Genomic DNA, 17,376 nt, shown 5'->3' with positions numbered 1-17,376 from the left:
CTTGCTGCAGCGGTGGAAGTCGGCCTCCCTGAGGTCCCAGCTGGTCGCCATCATCATGGCGCTGCTGATTGTTGCCCTGACCGCCACCGGCGCGGGGACCCTTGCACTGCTGAACAGCTATCTGCAGGGCCAGGTGGATGACAAGCTGAACGCCGCCGTCGAACTCGCGAGTAAGCAGCGCTCGTTCACGCCGCTGCAGGCGCCCAACCCGATGTCGGTCCCCACTGATTACTCGCTGACTCTTTTTGTACCCGGCGAGGAGCCCTACCCGTTCGGCGGGGACGCCAACGTCCGTCCGGACATCAGCAGCATCTCTTTGGAGGAGGCCCAGAAACGGGGCACCCAGCCCTACCAGGTCAGGGGAACGGACGGGCAGAACTGGCGCGTCGTCGCCGTGACGGTCCTCAGCGGCGGGCGCCTGGCCGTTGTGGTCATCGGCTTGCCGCTGCAGAGCGTGGATGACGTCCTCAAACACGCCACCCTGGTGATCTGCGGGGCAGGCCTGCTCACGCTGCTGCTCGCTTCCCTGATCGCCAGCTGGACGGTGTCCCGCTCGTTCCGGCCCCTGGCCAGGGTGGAGAAAACCGCCGCTGCCATCGCCGCCGGCGACCTGTCCCGGCGGGTGGACATCGACAATCCCCACACCGAACTGGGCAGGCTTGGCAGCTCGCTGAACGCCATGCTGGCCCACATTGAAACGGCTTTTGCCGCGAGGACCGCCTCCGAAGCCAGGATGCGCCGGTTCGCGGCCGACGCGTCCCATGAGCTGCGCACGCCGCTGGTGACCATCAGGGGCTTCTCCGAGCTTTACCGCCACGGCGCCCTGGCCACCGACGAGGATGTGGCCACAGCCATGGGGCGGATCGAAAGCGAAGCCAAACGGATGGGGTCCATGGTGGAGGACCTCCTGCTGCTGGCACGCCTGGACGAGCAGCGTCCCCTGCAGCAGAAACCTGTTGACCTGCAGCTGATTGCGCACGATGCCGTGGTGGACACCCAGGCCGGCGACCGGACGCGCCCCATCTCCCTGACAGGGCTCGACGGCGGCCCTGCCGTGCCCGCGCCCGTGCTGGGTGACGAGGCCAAACTGCGCCAGGTGGTGGGGAACCTCGTCGGCAATGCGCTGCGCTACACGCCCGAAGGCAGTCCCATCGAACTGGCTGTAGGCGTCCGCACGACCGACGCTGGACCCCGCGCGGTGATTGAAGTCCGGGACCACGGCCCCGGCATTTCGGAGGAGGAAGCCGCGAAGGTCTTTGAGCGTTTCTACCGTGCGGACACGTCCCGGACCCGCGAGACCGGTGGAAGCGGGCTGGGGCTCGCGATTGTGGCCGCCATCGTCGGTTCGCACGGCGGGTCCGTCAGGGTGGCCACGACCGACGGCGGCGGTGCCACTTTGGTGGTCAGCCTGCCCGTCCGTCATGAAGTTGCCGGCGGCGTCCACGGAGACCCTGCGGAACGGGCGGACCTGCACGAGGGGGGCAACCGGCGCGATGGGGAGGCCCTGGGCGGCGGTAAGGGCGACGGCAAGGTTATCCACATATAGCCCTCGAGCGTGGCGGCCCGGCAGAGCCCCTCCGTAGGCTCGATGCAGGGGCCCGGAGCAGCCGGGCGGGCAGCGGAAGCTGTCCCACTTCATCGAGAGGCATCAGCCATGAGCATCATTTCCGTCGATACCGAGCTTCTCCAGCTCAAGTCAGCGAACGTCAAAGCAACAGTGGACCGGATCAGTTCCGACGTGCAGACCATGAAGCGGGGCCTGGACGAACTGCAGGCCACGTGGCGCGGCTCGGCCGCCACCAATTTCCAGGCCCTCGTGACGGAGTGGACCCTGACCCAGGGCAAGGTTGAGGCGTCGCTGGCATCCATCAACATGGCCCTGGCATCTGCGGCGAACACGTATGCCCAGGCGGAGCAGGGCAACACGCAGCGCTTCAGCTGAGCAGTTGCTTCGCTGAGTCCCCGCAGCAGTTGCAGCCGTGAGGCTTCGGCCGGGCCCGCTGCAGTTGAGCCGGTCAGGCTTCGGGTGTCCCCTGATGGAACCGCAGCCGCCATTTGGTGCCATCGTGCACCCACAGAGAGCTCCGGAGGACCGTGCCCGAGCGCGTATAGCTTCGGTACGTCAGCAGGACCGCGCTGGTGCCGATGCGGTCGGCGCCCAGGATCTCGAGCTCCGTATGGTGTCCCGGATCCTCTTCCAGTGCCATCATCATGGCGTCCCGGGTCCAGACCCTGCCTGAACTTCCGATCTCCATAAAGTCCGGGTGCAGGAGGACACCGGTGCGGCCGATGTCGCCCCTGGCCTCGGGACCGGCCAGCTCGCGTTCGAGGGCCTCGACGATCGCCTCCGGGCCGGGTTCTGCCCCGGTGGCCTCCGCTTCGTTGAACGCTTCGGCCTCCAGCTCGCTGAACAGGTCCGGCTCCTCAAAGGGTGGCTGGCCGAAGGGGCTCGCGCCGACGGCGGGAGATGGCTCCGTACGGGCGGCGGCGGGGCCGTTCCCGGCCTTGGCGGCCGCACTCCCGGCGCCCGCGTCAGTCCGGGACGGGCCCGCGGCTACAGGGGCACCGGCGAACCCGGGGCCGGAACGGGCCGCCACCCCCTGCTGGTAGGCGGTGGCTGCGGCGCGCGCGCGTTCATCGGCTGCCTCGTTGAGGTCATGGCCGGCGTGGCCTTTGACCCATTCGAACGTGTACTTGCGGCCGGCGAGTTCACGGTCCAGTTCCTTGAGCAGCTCCAAGTTCATGACAGGCTTGCCGTCACCTTTTCGCCAGCCCTTCCGTTTCCAGCCCGGCATCCATTTGGTGATGGAATTGATGACGTACTGGCTGTCGCAGAGGACCTTCAGGTGCTCGTCGGGAACATGGGCGGTGGCGCGGAACAGGTCAAGCACGGCCATCAGCTCACCTTGGTTGTTGGTGCCGTGCGGCCATCCCCCTGCCCGCCAGCACTCATCGTCGACGTACCAGGCCCAGCCGGCCGGGCCGGGGTTTCCTAAAGCCGAACCGTCGGCTGCTGCAGTAATTGTCACTATTCCATCCTGCCAGAATTCCGGCACCCTCTTAACGCGCGGGGTTAACGGTCGACGGCGGCCCCCACCCTTGGTGAGGACCGCCGTCGTGCGTTTTGCTATGGTGCGTCTTGCCTGGGCAAATGGGGGCTAGAAGCCGCCCATGCCGCCCATGTCGTCGCCGCCACCCATGGCCGGAGCGTTCTTCTCCGGCTTGTCGGCCACTACGGCCTCGGTGGTGAGGAACAGACCGGCAATGGAAGCCGCGTTCTGCAGTGCAGAGCGGGTTACCTTGACGGGGTCGTTGATGCCGGCAGCCAGCAGGTCGACGTATTCGCCGGTTGCTGCGTTCAGGCCGTGGCCTGCGGGCAGGCCGCGGACCTTGTCCACCACAACGCCGGGCTCGAGGCCGGCGTTGAAGGCGATCTGCTTCAGCGGAGCGTCGATGGCAACGCGGACGATGTTGGCGCCCGTTGCTTCGTCGCCCGTGAGGTTCAGGTTGGCGAACGCCTTGGCGCCGGCCTGGATCAGTGCAACGCCGCCACCGGCGACGATGCCTTCTTCAACAGCAGCCTTCGCGTTGCGGACAGCGTCCTCAATGCGGTGCTTGCGTTCCTTGAGCTCAACTTCGGTTGCGGCACCGGCCTTGATGACTGCAACGCCGCCGGCCAGCTTGGCCAGGCGTTCCTGCAGCTTCTCGCGGTCGTAGTCCGAATCGGAGTTTTCGATCTCGGCGCGGATCTGGGAAACGCGGCCAGCGATCTGGTCGGCGTCGCCGGCACCTTCAACGATGGTGGTCTCGTCCTTGGTGACAACAACCTTGCGGGCGCGTCCCAGGAGTTCCAGTCCGGCGGTCTCCAGCTTGAGGCCGACTTCCTCGGCGATGACCTGGCCACCGGTGAGAACAGCAATGTCGGCCAGCTGGGCCTTGCGGCGGTCGCCGAAGCCCGGAGCCTTGACGGCAACAGACTTGAAGGTGCCACGGATCTTGTTGACGATCAGGGTGGCCAGGGCCTCGCCCTCGATGTCCTCGGCAATGATCAGCAGCGGCTTGGACGACTGCATGACCTTTTCCAGGACAGCAACCAGTTCCTTGACGTTGGAGATCTTGGAGTTGACGATCAGGATGTACGGATCCTCAAGGACCGTCTCCTGGCGCTCGGTGTCGGTCACAAAGTAAGCGGAGATGTAACCCTTGTCGAAGCGCATGCCTTCGGTGAGCTCAAGCTCCAGGCCGAAGGTGTTGGACTCCTCGACCGTGATGACGCCTTCCTTGCCCACCTTGTCCAGGGCTTCGGCGATCAGGGCGCCGATTTCGTCGTCACCGGCGGAGATGGAGGCGGTAGCCGCGATCTCTTCCTTGGTTTCGATCTCCTTGGCGGAGGCAAGCAGCTCAACGGTGACGGCCTCTACGGCCTTCTCGATGCCACGCTTGAGGGACAGCGGGTCAGCGCCGGCTGCAACGTTGCGCAGGCCTTCCTTGACCAGGGCCTGGGCCAGCACGGTAGCCGTGGTGGTGCCGTCGCCAGCGACGTCATCCGTCTTCTTGGCAACTTCCTTGACCAGCTCGGCGCCGATCTTTTCGTAAGGATCGTCCAGCTCGATCTCCTTGGCGATGGAAACACCATCGTTGGTGATCGTGGGGGCGCCCCACTTCTTTTCGAGGACGACGTTGCGTCCACGCGGGCCGAGGGTGACCTTGACGGCGTCGGCGAGGATGTTCAGGCCCCGCTCAAGACCGCGGCGTGCCTCTTCATCAAATGCAATGATCTTGGCCATAACGGCAGTAGTCCTTTCGGGACAGTCGTTAAGAATGAACCTCACTGCAGTGCCCGCGACGGACGATCCTTGCCCGCGGCCTCTGTATGCCGTGGCTGGGGATCTCACTCCAGCTAGGTGTTTCTCTCGCTCCAGGCCCGGCGCCAAGCTCCGGAACCGGCGGATGCCGGCCTTTGCTTTAGCAGTCGGTACGTAGGAGTGCTAACTCAATAATTAGCACTCCCTAGGTGAGAGTGCAAGCGAATGGACTCCGAAACCGCGTATCCGACGGCGGGTCGTTCGCCATGGGCGATCAGCCCGCCGCCCGGCCTGCTGCCTCGTGTCCGGTGAGTACGGCCCGGTTGTCCGCGCCGTACGTGAACACCATGAAGTTCGCCGTGGTGATGTCCCCGTGGGAGTCGAAGGCAACCGGCCCCGATTCGCCGTCGTAGTTGATTTTCGCCCCGGTCTTCAGGACTGCCAGGCAGTCGGCGTACGAGGTGCACGCCTTGCCGGGCTGGCCGGCGTCCTGCCCGCCGGCAGTCCCGCCGGATACGGTGATCAGGTTGGCCGCGATGGAGCGCCCGGCGTCGTCATCGGCCACAGCCGCGGCCAAGGCCGCAAGGTTCACTGCATCGAAGGCCTCGGCCGCGAAGGACAGGTCCTTCAAGGCCGGATTTACTTCCAGCAGCCGCGCCTGGAAGGCTGCCGAGGCGAACACGCCGGGCACCACGGCGCGGGCACCCTCAAGCGCCTTCGAGCCAAGCCCCGAACCATACTGCGCGAAGGCCCCGTCACTGAGGATGATTTTGGCGCCGGGCAGCCCCGCATTATTGAGTTCCGCGAGGGCGCCCTGGGCGTCGTCGCGCGCGATCAGTATGACGGCATCGGGCTTTGCAGCCCGGGCAGCGGTGGCTGACTTCTGAGCGGCGCCCGGCTTGAAGGCCGATGTGCTGACGGTTTCCAGGCCCGCGGCCGTGGCGGCACCGGCTACCGCGGCGGAGACGTCCTTGCCGTAGCCACTGTCCTGGTGGACAACGGCGATGTTCTTGGCTCCGCCATCCTTGGCCAGCTTCACCAATACGGAGGCCTGGGCAACGTCTGCTGCCGCCGTCCGGAAATAATAGCCGCCGCTCTTGTACGTGCTCAGGGCGGCTGCTGAATTCGCCGGCGAGATCAGTGGTGTCCTGGCGGCGGACAGCACGTCGATGGCGGCTGCCGCGTGGCTGGAATCCGTGGGTCCGATCACGACGTCGGCTTTGCCGTCAACGAGGTTCCCGGCCTGTGCTCCGGTATCGTCGCCGGCCCCGATGAGCAATTCAACAGGTCTGCCCTTGTGGCCCCCGGCGGCGTTGATGTCCTTGACTGCAACCTCGGCGGCCGCCCGCTGTGCCTCGTTGAGGAAGCTCTGCTTGCCCGCGTTGTCCAGGATCACACCGATGCGCAGGACACCATCGCCGGATGCTTCAACGGTGTCCAGCCGGGAGTTGCCCCCGGCCGCGCCGGCACACCCGGCCAGTGCCAGAAGGAGGGCCGCCGCTGTGGTGCTCCGGAGGATTGCTGAGGTCAGGCTGCCGCGGTTCACTCTGCGGGCCGGACACTTTCGGCCTGCGGGCCCTTCTCGCCTTCGCCGACTTCGAGCTCTACCCGCTGCCCCTCTTCGAGGGCCCGGTAGCCTTCGCCGTCGATGGCCGACCAGTGCACAAAGACGTCATCCCCGGAGCCGTCCACGGTAATGAAGCCATAGCCCTTTTCGGCGTTGAACCACTTGACGGTTCCCAATGCCATGATGTCCACTCTTTCCGTAGTGCCGACGGTCCACCCCTGCTGTGAGCCGCGTACAGCAGTGAGCGCGTACAGCTGTGCGCCCTGTACAGCCGTGCGCCGCGAAAGGGACCGAAGCCTGAATTCACTCTAGCCACAACCCCTTCGAGTGGCCGAGCCGCACGGCCCACAGCTGCCCGAAAGTTACGGACGCGTGACCGCTGGTGTTTACCGGTAGTCCGGCCCCAGCACCACCACAAGGGGAACCTGGAACTCCTGGCTGTTGACCAGCGTGGGGACGCCCAGCAGGGCTGCGAGCGCTTCGGCGTTGGCCCGCTGAGCCTCACCCGCGTAGAAGATCCTGGACGTCTGTTGCGGCGCCCCGGCCCAGTTGCCTACCTGCCCCAGCGTCCAGCCGTCGTTCTGCAGCACCGAACTGACACGTCCGGCGAGCCCGGCGGTACCGGCTGCGTTGTACACCGCAACGCCCTGCGCTTTGTTCAGGACGGCGGCCGGCGTCTCAGTGGCAGACGGCGAGGCCGAAGGCTCCGGGCTCGCTGAAGGCCCGGCGCTCTCCGAGGGCTCGGCGCTGGGGGACGGCTCCGCGCTGGCCGGCTGGGCGGCGCTTGGTTCGGGTGACGCGGACGCTTCCAGGCTTGTGGACAGCTCGCTGCCGGCATGGGTGAAGCCGAGCTTGGGAAGGATCAGGAAAGAAACAAGTCCGATGGCCAGCGCCGCGATCCCCACCGCAAGGACCGGCCAGAGCCTCCGCCGGACAGCCGCCGAAGCCGTGCGGTGGACGCCTTGCCGCGAGGCGGTCTCCGGTACCTTGTCGAATTCATCGCGAGCGTATTTGGTCATGGTGCAGGGACGTCCTTGTTGATTGCTGCTGATGGCTCAGCACGAAGTTAGTCAGGCGTCGGAACCCAGGCGGCGAGCAGTGCGCGCCCGGTGACGCGACGTACGTAGTCTACGCAATCTCTTGACCAGCATGGGGTCGTGGGCCAGCGCCGCCTCAGAATCAATAAGGGCATTCAGAAGCTGGTAGTAGTGTGTCGCGGACAGGTCGAAGAGCTCCCGGATGGCCTGTTCCTTGGCCCCGGCGTACTTCCACCACTGCCGTTCCAGAGCCAGCATCTGCTGGTCGCGCTCGCTCAACGGGGAGTCACGAAGGGTGAAGCCAGCCAGCAGCGGGCTGGGCTCCGCGGTGTCCGGCAGGTGTTCCCGAGCAGGCTCCGCCACGGCACATCCCTTCGCTGGTCAGGTTGAAATTCTCATCCCATGCTACGGCGTAAATAACAAGGTTGTCATTTGAGGTTCGGCCCCAGTGGCCGGCGGCGCCGGGAGAATCCCTGCGAGAATGGGACCGTGTTTGACTCTGACGCCCTGTTCGAGCTGGCGGCGGACCCGGCGGACGCCGTTGGTTTCGCCGAGCTGGCCGCGATGCCGCTCCGTGAGCTGATGGCCGCTGACTGGGCGGACGCGCTGGGCCCGGTTGAAACAGAGCTGCGCGGCGTCCTGGCGTTTTTGGCCGCAGAAGTGGACACGGGGCACAAAGTGCTGCCGTCGCCGTCGAACGTCCTCCGCGCCTTCAGGCAGCCGCTGGCTGATGTCAAGGTCCTCATCGTGGGCCAGGACCCGTATCCGACGCCTGGCCACGCGGTAGGCCTTTCCTTCGCCGTCGATGCCCGCACCCGACCCATCCCCCGGAGCCTGGCGAACATCTACCGCGAACTGGAGTCCGATCTCGGGATTCCGCCGCGCGTCCACGGCGACCTGTCCGCCTGGGCCAGTCAGGGCGTTCTGCTGCTGAACAGGGTCATGAGCGTCCGGGCGGGTGCCGCCGGATCGCACCGCGGCAAGGGCTGGGAGGCAATTACGACGGCGGCAGTCACCGCGGTTGCCCACCGGCGCACCGCCGACGGCGGCAGGCCGCCGCTCGTGGCGGTGCTGTGGGGCAGGGATGCCGGGGGCGTCCGGCCGCTTCTGTCCGGCGCGGCGGTGGTGTCCAGTGCGCACCCGAGCCCGTTGTCGGCGTCGCGCGGTTTCTTCGGCTCACGGCCCTTCAGCGCCATCAATGAGCTGCTGCGGGAACAGGGCTCGTCCGACGTAACCTGGGAGCTCCCCCCGGTTGTTTAGCTTAGGGTTGCCTTATGAGCACTGTCCCGGCCGCCACGAGCGCAACAAAGAACACCCGTCCGCAGATTGACCTCACGGTGGTCCGACGGGAAGAACTCTCACCGCACATGGTCCGGATCGTGGCGGGCGGCCCGGGCTTTTCCGCCTACGTGAACAACGCTTTTATAGACCGCTACGTCAAGATTGTGTTCCCGCAGCCCGGCGTTGACTACGCCCAGCCGCTGGATCTGTGGACCATCCGTGAAACCATGCCCCGGGCGCAGTGGCCCTTCACCCGCACCTACACCGTCCGCTGGGTGGACACGGCAGCCCAGGAACTGGCCATCGACTTTGTGATCCACGGGGATGAAGGACTGGCAGGGCCGTGGGCGGCCACCGCGAAGCCCGGTGACACCTTCACGTTCACGGGCCCCGGAGGCGCCTACAACCCCTCGCCGGACGCCGACTGGTACCTCTTCGCCGGCGACGAGGCCGCACTGCCGGTCATCGCGGCAGTCATCGAATCACTGCCGGCGGACGCCCGCGGCCTGGCTTTCATCGAGGTGGACGGCGACGCCGACATCCAGCACATCGCGGCCCCGGCAGGGGTGCAGGTCAACTGGGTCCGCCGGAACGGTGCACCCGCGGGCGAAGGCGATCTCCTCGTCTCCGCGGTGGCCGACGCCGACTGGCCGACGGGACGGGTTGACGTTTTTGCCCACGGCGAACGCGGTTACATGAAGGCCCTCCGGGACGTGTTATTCGTCCAGCGGGGCCTCGAACGGAAACAGGTGTCACTGTCCGGCTACTGGGCCAAGGGCCGGGTAGAGGACGATTTCCAGGCTGAGAAGAAGCTGCCCGTAGGGAAGATCTAGGCAGGGCAGATCTGAGCGGGCAGATCTGAGCCGGCGGCCTTACCGCCGGCGCGCGCGGCGCCGCTCGTTGCTGGCCAGGCTGCGTGTCAGGGGCCGGGCGAGGGTGTCGCCGAGGACAATGCCGCCCGCCGTGCCCAGCACAATCGCCCCGGCGTTGAGCATCCCGCCGGCGCCAAACAGGATCTCGGATTCCTCAATGGTCAGGACGTACATGGAGCGGAAGATGGTCAAGCCGGGCAGGAGGATCAGCGCGGCCGGAACGGCAACCACCAGCTGCGGGGCGCCCATCTTCAGCGCCACCACCCTCGCCAGCAGACCGATCACGACGGCGGCGAGCGCCGGGGAGAACCGGTCACCGACGCCGAGGGACCCGGCGCCCAGCAGGACAAAGTAGCCCACCACGCCTACGCCGGCTGTGGGCAGCAGCAGATCCCACGATGTCTGCTCGGTGATACCGATGGCCATCACTGCGAGGGCGACAAAGATCACCAGGACCCACAGATCGTAGGCGGGTGGGAACGTCTCGGTGACGTCTATGGCCTGCATCCCGGTCATCACCCCGACCACAGAGGCCACCGCGATCCCGGCCACAATTGCGCCGAAAGTCAGCAGCGTGGACAGGAACCGGCCCGCTGCCGTGACGGGGAACCCGTTGATGGCGTCCTGGACCGAGGAAACCAGCCGCCCGGTGGGGAGGAGCAGCAGGATGCCGCCCACCACCACGATCGCCGGCGCATTGGTGAGGCCGAAGCGCCACAACAGCAGCGCGGTGAGCGTGACACCGAAGGAGCACGCCGCCGTCGTAAAGAAGTCCGGGACCCGCCACCGGCCCAGCTGGCGGGCCAGGAGGCTGACACCGAGGTTGGCCACGAAGGCGATGGCTGAGGACGCCGGACCCCCGCCCAGGACGCCCACAAAGACCGCCGCGAACACGCCGAAGGCCATGGTGACCAGCCAGCGCGGAAACGGTTTGGGGCTGGTGATGGCCTCGTCCAGCCGGCGGATGGCTTCATCGCGGCCCACTCCCCCGGCAACAATGTCCGTCACCAGCCGGTGAACTTTCGCCAGCCCGGCGTAGTTGTTGGTCCAGGACCGCACTACCCGAAGCAGTGCGATGGGCGGCTGGTCCTTCGGGGCGTAGTTGATGGCCACTGACTGGTTGGTGATGTCCACTTCGATGTTTTTCAGTCCGAGCGCTGCGGTGACAGCAATGATGCTCGTCTCGACTTCCAGCGCGCCCGCCCCGTACCGGAACATGGTCTCGGCCAGGTGCAGGGCAAAGTCCAGGGTCTTGCGGGCGGAGGTGTCTACGCCGCCCACCTGGATCATCGGGTTGGCGTAGGGGCTCCCGGCGAGCCTGTCCACGATGCTCAGTGGCGCCGTGGGCGGGTTCTCCCCCTGGACCAGGCGCCGCAGCATCCGCTTGGCTGCAGCATCCTGACCGATCTGGGAGGGCGACAGTGCTTCTGTCTTGGGCAGGCCGTCGGTATGAGGCTTGCCGCGGAATTTTTCAGGACGCTTGTTCACGTGGGTCCTCCTGCCTCTCTGACGCTTGGTGGGTTGGTGTTACGCCTGCCGCTTCAGCGGCAGTTTGCCGAGCAGTATCCTGGCGGCGGCAATGGCGGATCGGCCCAGGCGGTTGGCCTGGAAGGCGAGGGGCCGGACCGGCATCACGAAGTCGCCCACCAGTTGAACCACATTCCCGCCGAAACCCTTCTTGAACTGGTAGCCGCCGTGGCCTTCCTCGTCCTGCCCCTCGATGCCGAAGGTGCCGTAGAAGTTGTACCTGGCGTAGCCGTTCTCCAGGCCGTGCAGCATCATGCCCCAGTACAGGGAGGTGGCCCCGTTGAAGTAGATGTAGTCCTGTTTGGTGCCGCCGATCACGCACACCACTTCGTCGCCGAAGCAGACAAAGTGGATGGCGGCCACGGTGGCGACGCCCACGGAATCGGGGAACCGCTCAATGTCCTTGAGGCTGCGCTCATAGCTGTCCGCGAGGTCCTGGACCACTTTGAGCCGGTTGGCTTTTTTCTTGCTGCCGGTTTCCTCGACCTCGCGGCGCAGTTCGGCGGCCGACGCGGATTCGGCCTCCAGCCGTTCGGTGATGGACTTCCGGTACGCGGGGATGTCGATCTTGGCCATCATGAGTTTGGTGAACTCGGGCGACGTGGTCCGCAGGAGCTGTTCGTAGTAGCCGCGTTCCCGGTAGACGAAGCCTTTCTCGTCCCCGGCGGTGCTCAGCGCGCTGTAGAACTCATCCAGGGTCTCCAGGGTGGCCTGTTCCAGGAACACACCGTTCTTCTCAGCCTTCCGGATGGCCTTGCGGGTCCGGTAGCTGGTGCTCATGATCAGCTCTTCGGAATCCTTGATGCCTTCGAGCTTCTTGATGAACATCCAGTTCACGTTGACGAAGTCCATCTCCGAGCCCTGGTGTTCAAAGCCCAGGCGCCCCAGCTCGGCCACGAGGGGCCTGTTATCCGTGATTTCGGGGTGCTCGGCACCGTCTTCATCGCGGGCGATGTACGGCAGGTTCGGGGAGATCCGGAATTCCGCGGCCTTGTGGTACGCGGCGCGTTCCTTGAGAAGTCCGACGACGTCACGCACCAGGGCGGCGTCCGTGTAGTCCATGAGGGGGCCCTTGGCGCACTCGCACACCTTGTAGCCCCACCGGTTGGTGGTGTAGTTGAGTTTGCCGGCGGCGACGAGTTCGCCGTCGCGCCTGACACCGAAGAGTTCCACGACCTGGCCGCGGGAACGCTGGAACCGGACGAAGTCCGCGGACTGGATGAAGTTGTTTTGCGGGTGTTTGAGGGAGAAGGCCTCGAACTCGGCATCGCTGAGGACGCCAGGCTGGAGTCCGGCTTCGGCCTTGGTTGGATTCACGGAAGTAACCTCATCTGTGGCTGCGCCGCCCGGCTGGGTCATGCGCTGGCGTTCGTCTGTGTGTGTGGTCGGTGTGCGTTGGAGGCGCGCTGTCAGTAGAACTGCTGCCCGGTGCGGGCAGTTTCGACCCGTCGGAAGACCCGTTCCGCTCCCTTGACCCACAGGGCGTACCTTGCCGGGGCCAGGACGTGGTCAAGGCAGCCGACGAAGTCCGTGACCGTCTTGGTGAAGCTCGTCTTGAACATGCCCATACCGTACAGATTGTGGGACTTGTCCTTGATCCGGGCCGCCGGCGGGGTTCCGCAGAAGTCGTATTCGGTGCAGCCAAGTTCCTGCATGCGGCGGATCGCGGCCCACTGGACCAAGTGGGAATCGCCGTACTGCTTGCGGTTCTGGGTGGAGCCGCCGTCCTTGTAGGTTGCCTTGGCACCGTAGTTGATCACAAAGGCGCCGACGCTGGGTTTGCCGTCCTCATAAGTGAAGAAGAACCGGCCTTGGCCGCGGCTGCAGAACTCCTCCCAGAACTGGGCGTAGTACTCGTAGCTGCGCAGCGGCATGGAGCCCTTGGCGCTGACCGTGTCCGCCATGAGGTCATAAAGGGCCCGGTACGTTTCCGGGCTGCTTTCACGTTCCACTACCTCGCAGCCTTCGCGTTCAGCCCGGCGGATCGCGTTGCGGGCCCGGGAGGAAATGGCTCGGAGCACTTCGTTCGCGGGCGCAGCAATATCCAGCAGCGCAGTGGAGTCATTGGACTGGATATTGGGTGCCTTCACCAGGCCCGCGGCCGCCAGCTCTGCCTGGACTTCCGGCGAGGAGATGATGTCCGGTTCGATCTTGATGGTGAAGACGTTGAGCTTGCGGCTGCGGGCGAACGCGGCGCAGGCTTCCAGGGCCGGTTTAAGGTCTGCGACGGAGTCCAGGTCCGGGCCCTTGATCAGGTACCAGAGGCGGCCCAGGATAGGGAACTTCTTCTCCAGGACAAGGTTGTAGCTGGCCGTCCCGCCCGATTCGAGGACCAGGAAGCGGACGCTCCAGCCACTGCCGTTCTTGACGGACGCATAAGCCGCCGACTGCAGCATGTTGCCGCCGTTGGGGTTGGCAGTGACGTGCTTGTCCCAGTTCTCAATTTCCTCCGCTGTGGCAAAGCGGGCGGTGAATTCTCGCAAGGGGGCAGTGTCCAATCTCAGGGTTTCGTGCGGGGTTCTGTTCTCGTGGCAGCGTGCGGACATGTAGCCACAAGTCTAAAGCCTGATCCGGTACAGCCGTTCCAGCAGGGTGGCGAGCGGCTTGACCAACGGGCCGCCCTTCGCAAGGGTTGACCCATGGAGCCACTGCCGGAAAAGTCCGCCCAAAGCCCCGAAGGCGCCAGCCCGAAACCCGGGCCCGGCCCCCAGGTGGTTGCCCTCGCGGTCTTCCTGGCAGCCTCCGCCTTCGTCGCCTGGCTGGGTGCCTTTGCCACAGTGGCCAACGTGAACGGCTGGTACGTCGGCGCCGACAAAGCTCCCTGGTCACCACCTAACTGGCTGTTCGGGCCGGTGTGGACAGCCCTCTACACAGCCATGGCGGTTGCCGCCTGGCTGGTCTGGCGCCGCCGCACCTCGGAGTCGCGGCCGGCCCTGGTGGTCTACGGAATCCAGCTGGGCCTCAACCTGCTCTGGACCCCGACTTTCTTCAGCCTTTACCCTGTGATCGGCACGGCGGCCCTCTGGCTGGCTTTTGCCATCATCCTTGCGCTGATCGTGGCAGTGACCGTAACGGTGGTCCGCTTCGGCCCGATCAGCCGCCTTGCCGGGCTCCTTCTGCTGCCCTACGTCACCTGGATTGTGTTCGCTTCGTCCCTCAACCTCTGGGCCGCGCTGAACAACTAGGCAGCAGGGTTCCAGGCCTAGTTTTCGAATTCGGAGAGCGGCGGGCAGGAGCAGATGAGGTTGCGGTCCCCGCCGGCGCCGTCGATGCGGCCCACGGGCGGGAAGTACTTGTCCTGCTTGAGGTGGTGGACCGGGAAGACGGCCTGTTCGCGGGTGTATTCGCGGGTCCAGTCCGTGTTCACGACGGCGGACGCGGTGTGCGGTGCGTGGCGCAGCGGGGAGTTCTCCACGCTGAAGTCACCGTTGGCGACCTGGTCGATTTCCTTGCGGATGGTGATCATCGCGTCGATGAACCGGTCGATCTCGGCCAGGTCCTCGGACTCGGTGGGCTCCACCATCAGGGTCCCGGCGACCGGGAACGCCAGGGTCGGGGCGTGGAAGCCGTAGTCGATCAGGCGCTTGGCCACATCCTCGGCCGTCACCCCGGTCCTCGCGGTCAGCTCGCGCAGGTCCAGGATGCACTCGTGCGCCACGAGCCCGCCCTCACCGGTGTACAGGACCGGGAAGTACTCATTCAGCCGGGCCGCCACATAGTTCGCCGCCAGCAGCGCGGACATGGTGGCCTCCTTCAGGCCCTCGCCGCCCATCAGCTTCACATACGCCCAGGAGATCGGCAGGACACCGGCGGAACCGAAGTTCGACGCGCTGATGGCGACCCCGGTCCCGTCCTGGTGGGCTGCCTTGTTCGCGTCCCCGGGCATGAAGGGTGCCAGGTGGGCCTTGGCCGCGACCGGGCCAACACCGGGGCCGCCGCCGCCGTGCGGGATGCAGAAGGTCTTGTGCAGGTTCAGGTGCGAGACGTCGCCGCCGAACTTGCCCGGCTGCGCCAGCCCCACCAGGGCGTTCAGGTTCGCGCCGTCGACGTAGACCTGCCCGCCGGCGGCGTGCACCGCCTCGCAGATCTCGGTCACGTCCGCGTCGTACACGCCGTGGGTGGAGGGGTAGGTGATCATGATCGCCGAGAGGGCGTCCCTGTTCGCCTCGATCTTCGCGTACAGGTCCGTGTGATCAATCGTGCCGTCGGCAGCGGTGGCCACCACCACAACCTTCATGCCCGCCAGGACGGCCGACGCGGCGTTCGTGCCGTGCGCCGAGGCCGGGATCAGGCACACGTTGCGCTGGGCGTCGCCGTTGGCCCGGTGGTAGCCGCGGATCGCGAGCAGGCCCGCGAGCTCGCCCTGGGACCCGGCGTTCGGCTGCAAAGAGACCTGGTCATAGCCGGTGATCTCGGCCAGGTCGGCCTCCAGGCCGCTGATCAGCTCGCGCCAGCCCACGGTCTGTGACTCCGGGGCAAACGGGTGGATCGAGGCGAACTCCGGCCAGGAAATCGCTTCCATCTCGGCCGTGGCGTTCAGCTTCATCGTGCACGAGCCCAGCGGGATCATGGTCCGGTCCAGCGCGAGGTCCCGGTCGCTCAGCCTGCGGATGTAGCGCAGCAGCTGGGTCTCGGAACGGTGCGTGTTGAACACCGGGTGCTGCATGAACCCGGACGAACGCTCGACGGCGGCCTCGATTGCGAAGCCTGCCTGGGTGACCGCGTCCTCAGTGACAACCTGGGCACCAAAGCCATCCGCGACGGCGGCGACAATTTCCGGCGTCGTGGTCTCGTCCACGGAGATGCCCACTGTGTCGGCGTCGATGCCGCGCAGGTTGATGCCCTTGGCCTCGGCCGCAGCAACGATCTCAACGGCCTTGCCCGGGGCGCTGACGGTGATGGTATCGAAGAAACTGCCGTACAGGGCCTTCAAACCAACCGCATTAAGGGACGCCGCGAGGGTGCGGGCGTGGTGGTGGACGCGCTCGGCGATCGCCTTCAGCCCGTCCGGGCCGTGGTAAACCGCGTAGAACGAGGACACGATCGCGAGCAGGGCCTGCGCGGTGCAGATGTTCGAGGTCGCCTTTTCACGGCGGATGTGCTGCTCACGGGTCTGCAGGGCCAGACGATAGGCCGGGACACCGGCGTCGTCCTTGGACACACCCACCAGGCGGCCGGGCATGGACCGCTCCAGGCCCTTCGCCACCGCCATGTACGCGGCGTGCGGGCCGCCGAAGAACAGCGGCACACCAAAACGCTGGGTCGAACCGACCGCGATGTCGGCGCCCTGCTCACCCGGAGGCGTGATCAGGGTCAGGGCCAGCAGGTCCGCGGCGACCGTGACGAGCGCACCGCGCTCCTTCGCGGCGGCGATGACGTCGGCGTGGTTGAAGACCCGGCCGGACACGCCGGGCTGCTGCAGCACGATGCCGTTGATGACACCCTCGGGCAGGCCCTGGGACAGGTCAGCGACCTCGACCTCGAAGCCCAGGGCCTCGGCACGGCCCTTCACGACCGCGATGGTCTGCGGCAGGACATCGGCGTCCAGGACGGTCTTGCCGTCGTGGGCGGCCTTGTTCTTGTTCGCCCGGCGCATCATCAGGACGGCCTCGGCCACCGCGGTGGCTTCATCCAGCAGCGAGGCGTTCGCGATCGGCAGGCCGACCAGGTCCTGGACCATCGTCTGGAAGTTCAGCAGGGCCTCGAGCCGGCCCTGGGAAATCTCGGGCTGGTACGGGGTGTAGGCGGTGTACCAGGCCGGGGCCTCCAGGACGTTGCGGCGGATCACAGCAGGGGTGACGGTGTCGTAGTAGCCCTGGCCGATCATCTGCACAGCCGTCTTGTTCTTGCCCGCGAGCTTCCGCAGCTCAGCCAGGACCTCAACCTCGCTCAGCGCGTCCTTGAGGGCAAGCGGCTGGGCCTGGCGGATGGAATCGGGAACGGCGGTGTCCACCAAGGCCTCCACGGTGTCATAGCCGACAGCCTTGAGCATGGTCTCGACATGCGCCTCGCGGCGGGCACCAATGTGCCGGTCAACGAAGGTGTCGGAAGCGGGCTTAACACTCACAGGGAACTCCATAACTAAGGCGGGAAAGGGTACGCCACATCGATCCGGTTCCTCCCCGCCCCGTCCGGGACCTGGGAGTTCCGCCGGGCCTGTTTTCACAGCGCGGGGCCTACACCGTAATTCGTATGCTGTGCCGGCCGCAGACGGCCGTCACGGGGTCCAATTCTCCTCCGCCCCATGTCATCGGGCAAATAGGCCGTCGGATCCTGCGCCATCATTC

15 protein-coding genes are annotated in these 17,376 nt (G+C 66.2%); 5 read left to right on the top strand and 10 right to left on the bottom strand.

Annotated elements, in window-relative coordinates; genetic code table 11:
• Position 1 precedes the first annotated feature (1 nt).
• Positions 2–1,546, top strand: coding sequence for a sensor histidine kinase (locus tag IAQ70_RS19850; protein ID WP_190991480.1), 1,545 nt, complete (start codon positions 2–4; stop codon positions 1,544–1,546).
• 108 nt (positions 1,547–1,654) lie between these two features.
• A complete protein-coding gene (locus tag IAQ70_RS19845; protein ID WP_190991478.1) occupies positions 1,655–1,942 on the top strand; it encodes a WXG100 family type VII secretion target in 288 nt (95 codons plus the stop codon).
• A 73-nt stretch (positions 1,943–2,015) separates the two neighbouring features.
• Here the strand turns inward: IAQ70_RS19845 and IAQ70_RS19840 are convergent, their stop codons facing one another.
• The 6 genes from IAQ70_RS19840 to IAQ70_RS19815 all read right to left on the bottom strand — a co-directional run bounded on the left by IAQ70_RS19840 (position 2,016) and on the right by IAQ70_RS19815 (position 7,772).
• Positions 2,016–3,029: an RNase H family protein gene (locus tag IAQ70_RS19840; protein WP_190991476.1), complete on the bottom strand. Its 1,014-nt coding sequence runs from the start codon at positions 3,027–3,029 to the stop codon at positions 2,016–2,018.
• Between the two features lie 129 nt (positions 3,030–3,158).
• Positions 3,159–4,787, bottom strand: coding sequence for a chaperonin GroEL (groL, locus tag IAQ70_RS19835; protein ID WP_190991474.1), 1,629 nt, complete (start codon positions 4,785–4,787; stop codon positions 3,159–3,161).
• 292 nt (positions 4,788–5,079) lie between these two features.
• Complete coding sequence (locus IAQ70_RS19830) at positions 5,080–6,351, bottom strand: ABC transporter substrate-binding protein (protein WP_317983720.1); 1,272 nt, start codon at positions 6,349–6,351, stop codon at positions 5,080–5,082.
• Positions 6,348–6,554 (bottom strand): cold-shock protein, encoded by a 207-nt coding sequence (locus IAQ70_RS19825; RefSeq protein WP_190991472.1) that lies wholly within the window; start codon positions 6,552–6,554, stop codon positions 6,348–6,350. Before IAQ70_RS19825 ends, IAQ70_RS19830 begins: the two co-directional genes overlap by 4 nt.
• A 204-nt stretch (positions 6,555–6,758) precedes the next feature.
• Positions 6,759–7,391: a LytR C-terminal domain-containing protein gene (locus tag IAQ70_RS19820; RefSeq protein WP_190991471.1), complete on the bottom strand. Its 633-nt coding sequence runs from the start codon at positions 7,389–7,391 to the stop codon at positions 6,759–6,761.
• A gap of 51 nt (positions 7,392–7,442) precedes the next feature.
• A complete protein-coding gene (locus IAQ70_RS19815) occupies positions 7,443–7,772 on the bottom strand; it encodes a DUF3263 domain-containing protein (protein WP_190991469.1) in 330 nt (109 codons plus the stop codon).
• A 126-nt stretch (positions 7,773–7,898) separates the two neighbouring features.
• Here IAQ70_RS19815 and IAQ70_RS19810 point away from each other — a divergent pair, with 126 nt between their 5' ends.
• Positions 7,899–8,669 carry a uracil-DNA glycosylase gene (locus IAQ70_RS19810; RefSeq protein WP_190991467.1) on the top strand — a complete coding sequence of 257 codons (771 nt, stop codon included), beginning with the start codon at positions 7,899–7,901 and terminating at the stop codon, positions 8,667–8,669.
• A 14-nt stretch (positions 8,670–8,683) separates the two neighbouring features.
• A complete protein-coding gene (locus tag IAQ70_RS19805; RefSeq protein WP_190991465.1) occupies positions 8,684–9,523 on the top strand; it encodes a siderophore-interacting protein in 840 nt (279 codons plus the stop codon).
• Positions 9,524–9,562: 39 nt separating this feature from the next.
• Here IAQ70_RS19805 and IAQ70_RS19800 read toward each other — a convergent pair whose 3' ends face one another.
• The 3 genes from IAQ70_RS19800 to IAQ70_RS19790 all read right to left on the bottom strand — a co-directional run bounded on the left by IAQ70_RS19800 (position 9,563) and on the right by IAQ70_RS19790 (position 13,572).
• Positions 9,563–11,050 (bottom strand): threonine/serine exporter family protein, encoded by a 1,488-nt coding sequence (locus IAQ70_RS19800; RefSeq protein ID WP_190991463.1) that lies wholly within the window; start codon positions 11,048–11,050, stop codon positions 9,563–9,565.
• Between the two features lie 39 nt (positions 11,051–11,089).
• Positions 11,090–12,406 carry a peptidoglycan bridge formation glycyltransferase FemA/FemB family protein gene (locus tag IAQ70_RS19795; protein WP_317983719.1) on the bottom strand — a complete coding sequence of 439 codons (1,317 nt, stop codon included), beginning with the start codon at positions 12,404–12,406 and terminating at the stop codon, positions 11,090–11,092.
• A 92-nt stretch (positions 12,407–12,498) separates the two neighbouring features.
• On the bottom strand, positions 12,499–13,572 hold the full coding sequence (locus tag IAQ70_RS19790) for a lipid II:glycine glycyltransferase FemX (RefSeq protein WP_223860412.1): 1,074 nt from the start codon (positions 13,570–13,572) through the stop codon (positions 12,499–12,501).
• A gap of 156 nt (positions 13,573–13,728) precedes the next feature.
• Between IAQ70_RS19790 and IAQ70_RS19785 the strand changes: the two genes are divergently transcribed.
• Complete coding sequence (locus tag IAQ70_RS19785; RefSeq protein ID WP_190991456.1) at positions 13,729–14,274, top strand: TspO/MBR family protein; 546 nt, start codon at positions 13,729–13,731, stop codon at positions 14,272–14,274.
• Positions 14,275–14,291: 17 nt separating this feature from the next.
• Here the strand turns inward: IAQ70_RS19785 and gcvP are convergent, their stop codons facing one another.
• Positions 14,292–17,156, bottom strand: coding sequence for an aminomethyl-transferring glycine dehydrogenase (gene gcvP, locus IAQ70_RS19780; RefSeq protein WP_190991454.1), 2,865 nt, complete (start codon positions 17,154–17,156; stop codon positions 14,292–14,294).
• Positions 17,157–17,376: the final 220 nt, after the last annotated feature.

This window comes from Pseudarthrobacter sulfonivorans (assembly GCF_014712225.1).
GTDB lineage: Bacteria > Actinomycetota > Actinomycetes > Actinomycetales > Micrococcaceae > Arthrobacter > Arthrobacter sulfonivorans.
Note: the sequence above shows the minus strand (reverse complement) of the source record. Positions and strands in the feature narration are given on the sequence as shown.

Excerpts from the sequence above, each read along its gene's own strand:
- IAQ70_RS19820 (WP_190991471.1), bottom strand. The coding sequence starts at position 7,391 with ATGACCAAATACGCTCGCGATGAATTCGACAAGGTACCGGAGACCGCC.
- IAQ70_RS19805 (WP_190991465.1), top strand. The coding sequence starts at position 8,684 with ATGAGCACTGTCCCGGCCGCCACGAGCGCAACAAAGAACACCCGTCCG.
- IAQ70_RS19785 (WP_190991456.1), top strand. The coding sequence starts at position 13,729 with ATGGAGCCACTGCCGGAAAAGTCCGCCCAAAGCCCCGAAGGCGCCAGC.
- IAQ70_RS19845 (WP_190991478.1), top strand. The coding sequence starts at position 1,655 with ATGAGCATCATTTCCGTCGATACCGAGCTTCTCCAGCTCAAGTCAGCG.
- IAQ70_RS19825 (WP_190991472.1), bottom strand. The coding sequence starts at position 6,554 with ATGGCATTGGGAACCGTCAAGTGGTTCAACGCCGAAAAGGGCTATGGC.
- groL (WP_190991474.1), bottom strand. The coding sequence starts at position 4,787 with ATGGCCAAGATCATTGCATTTGATGAAGAGGCACGCCGCGGTCTTGAG.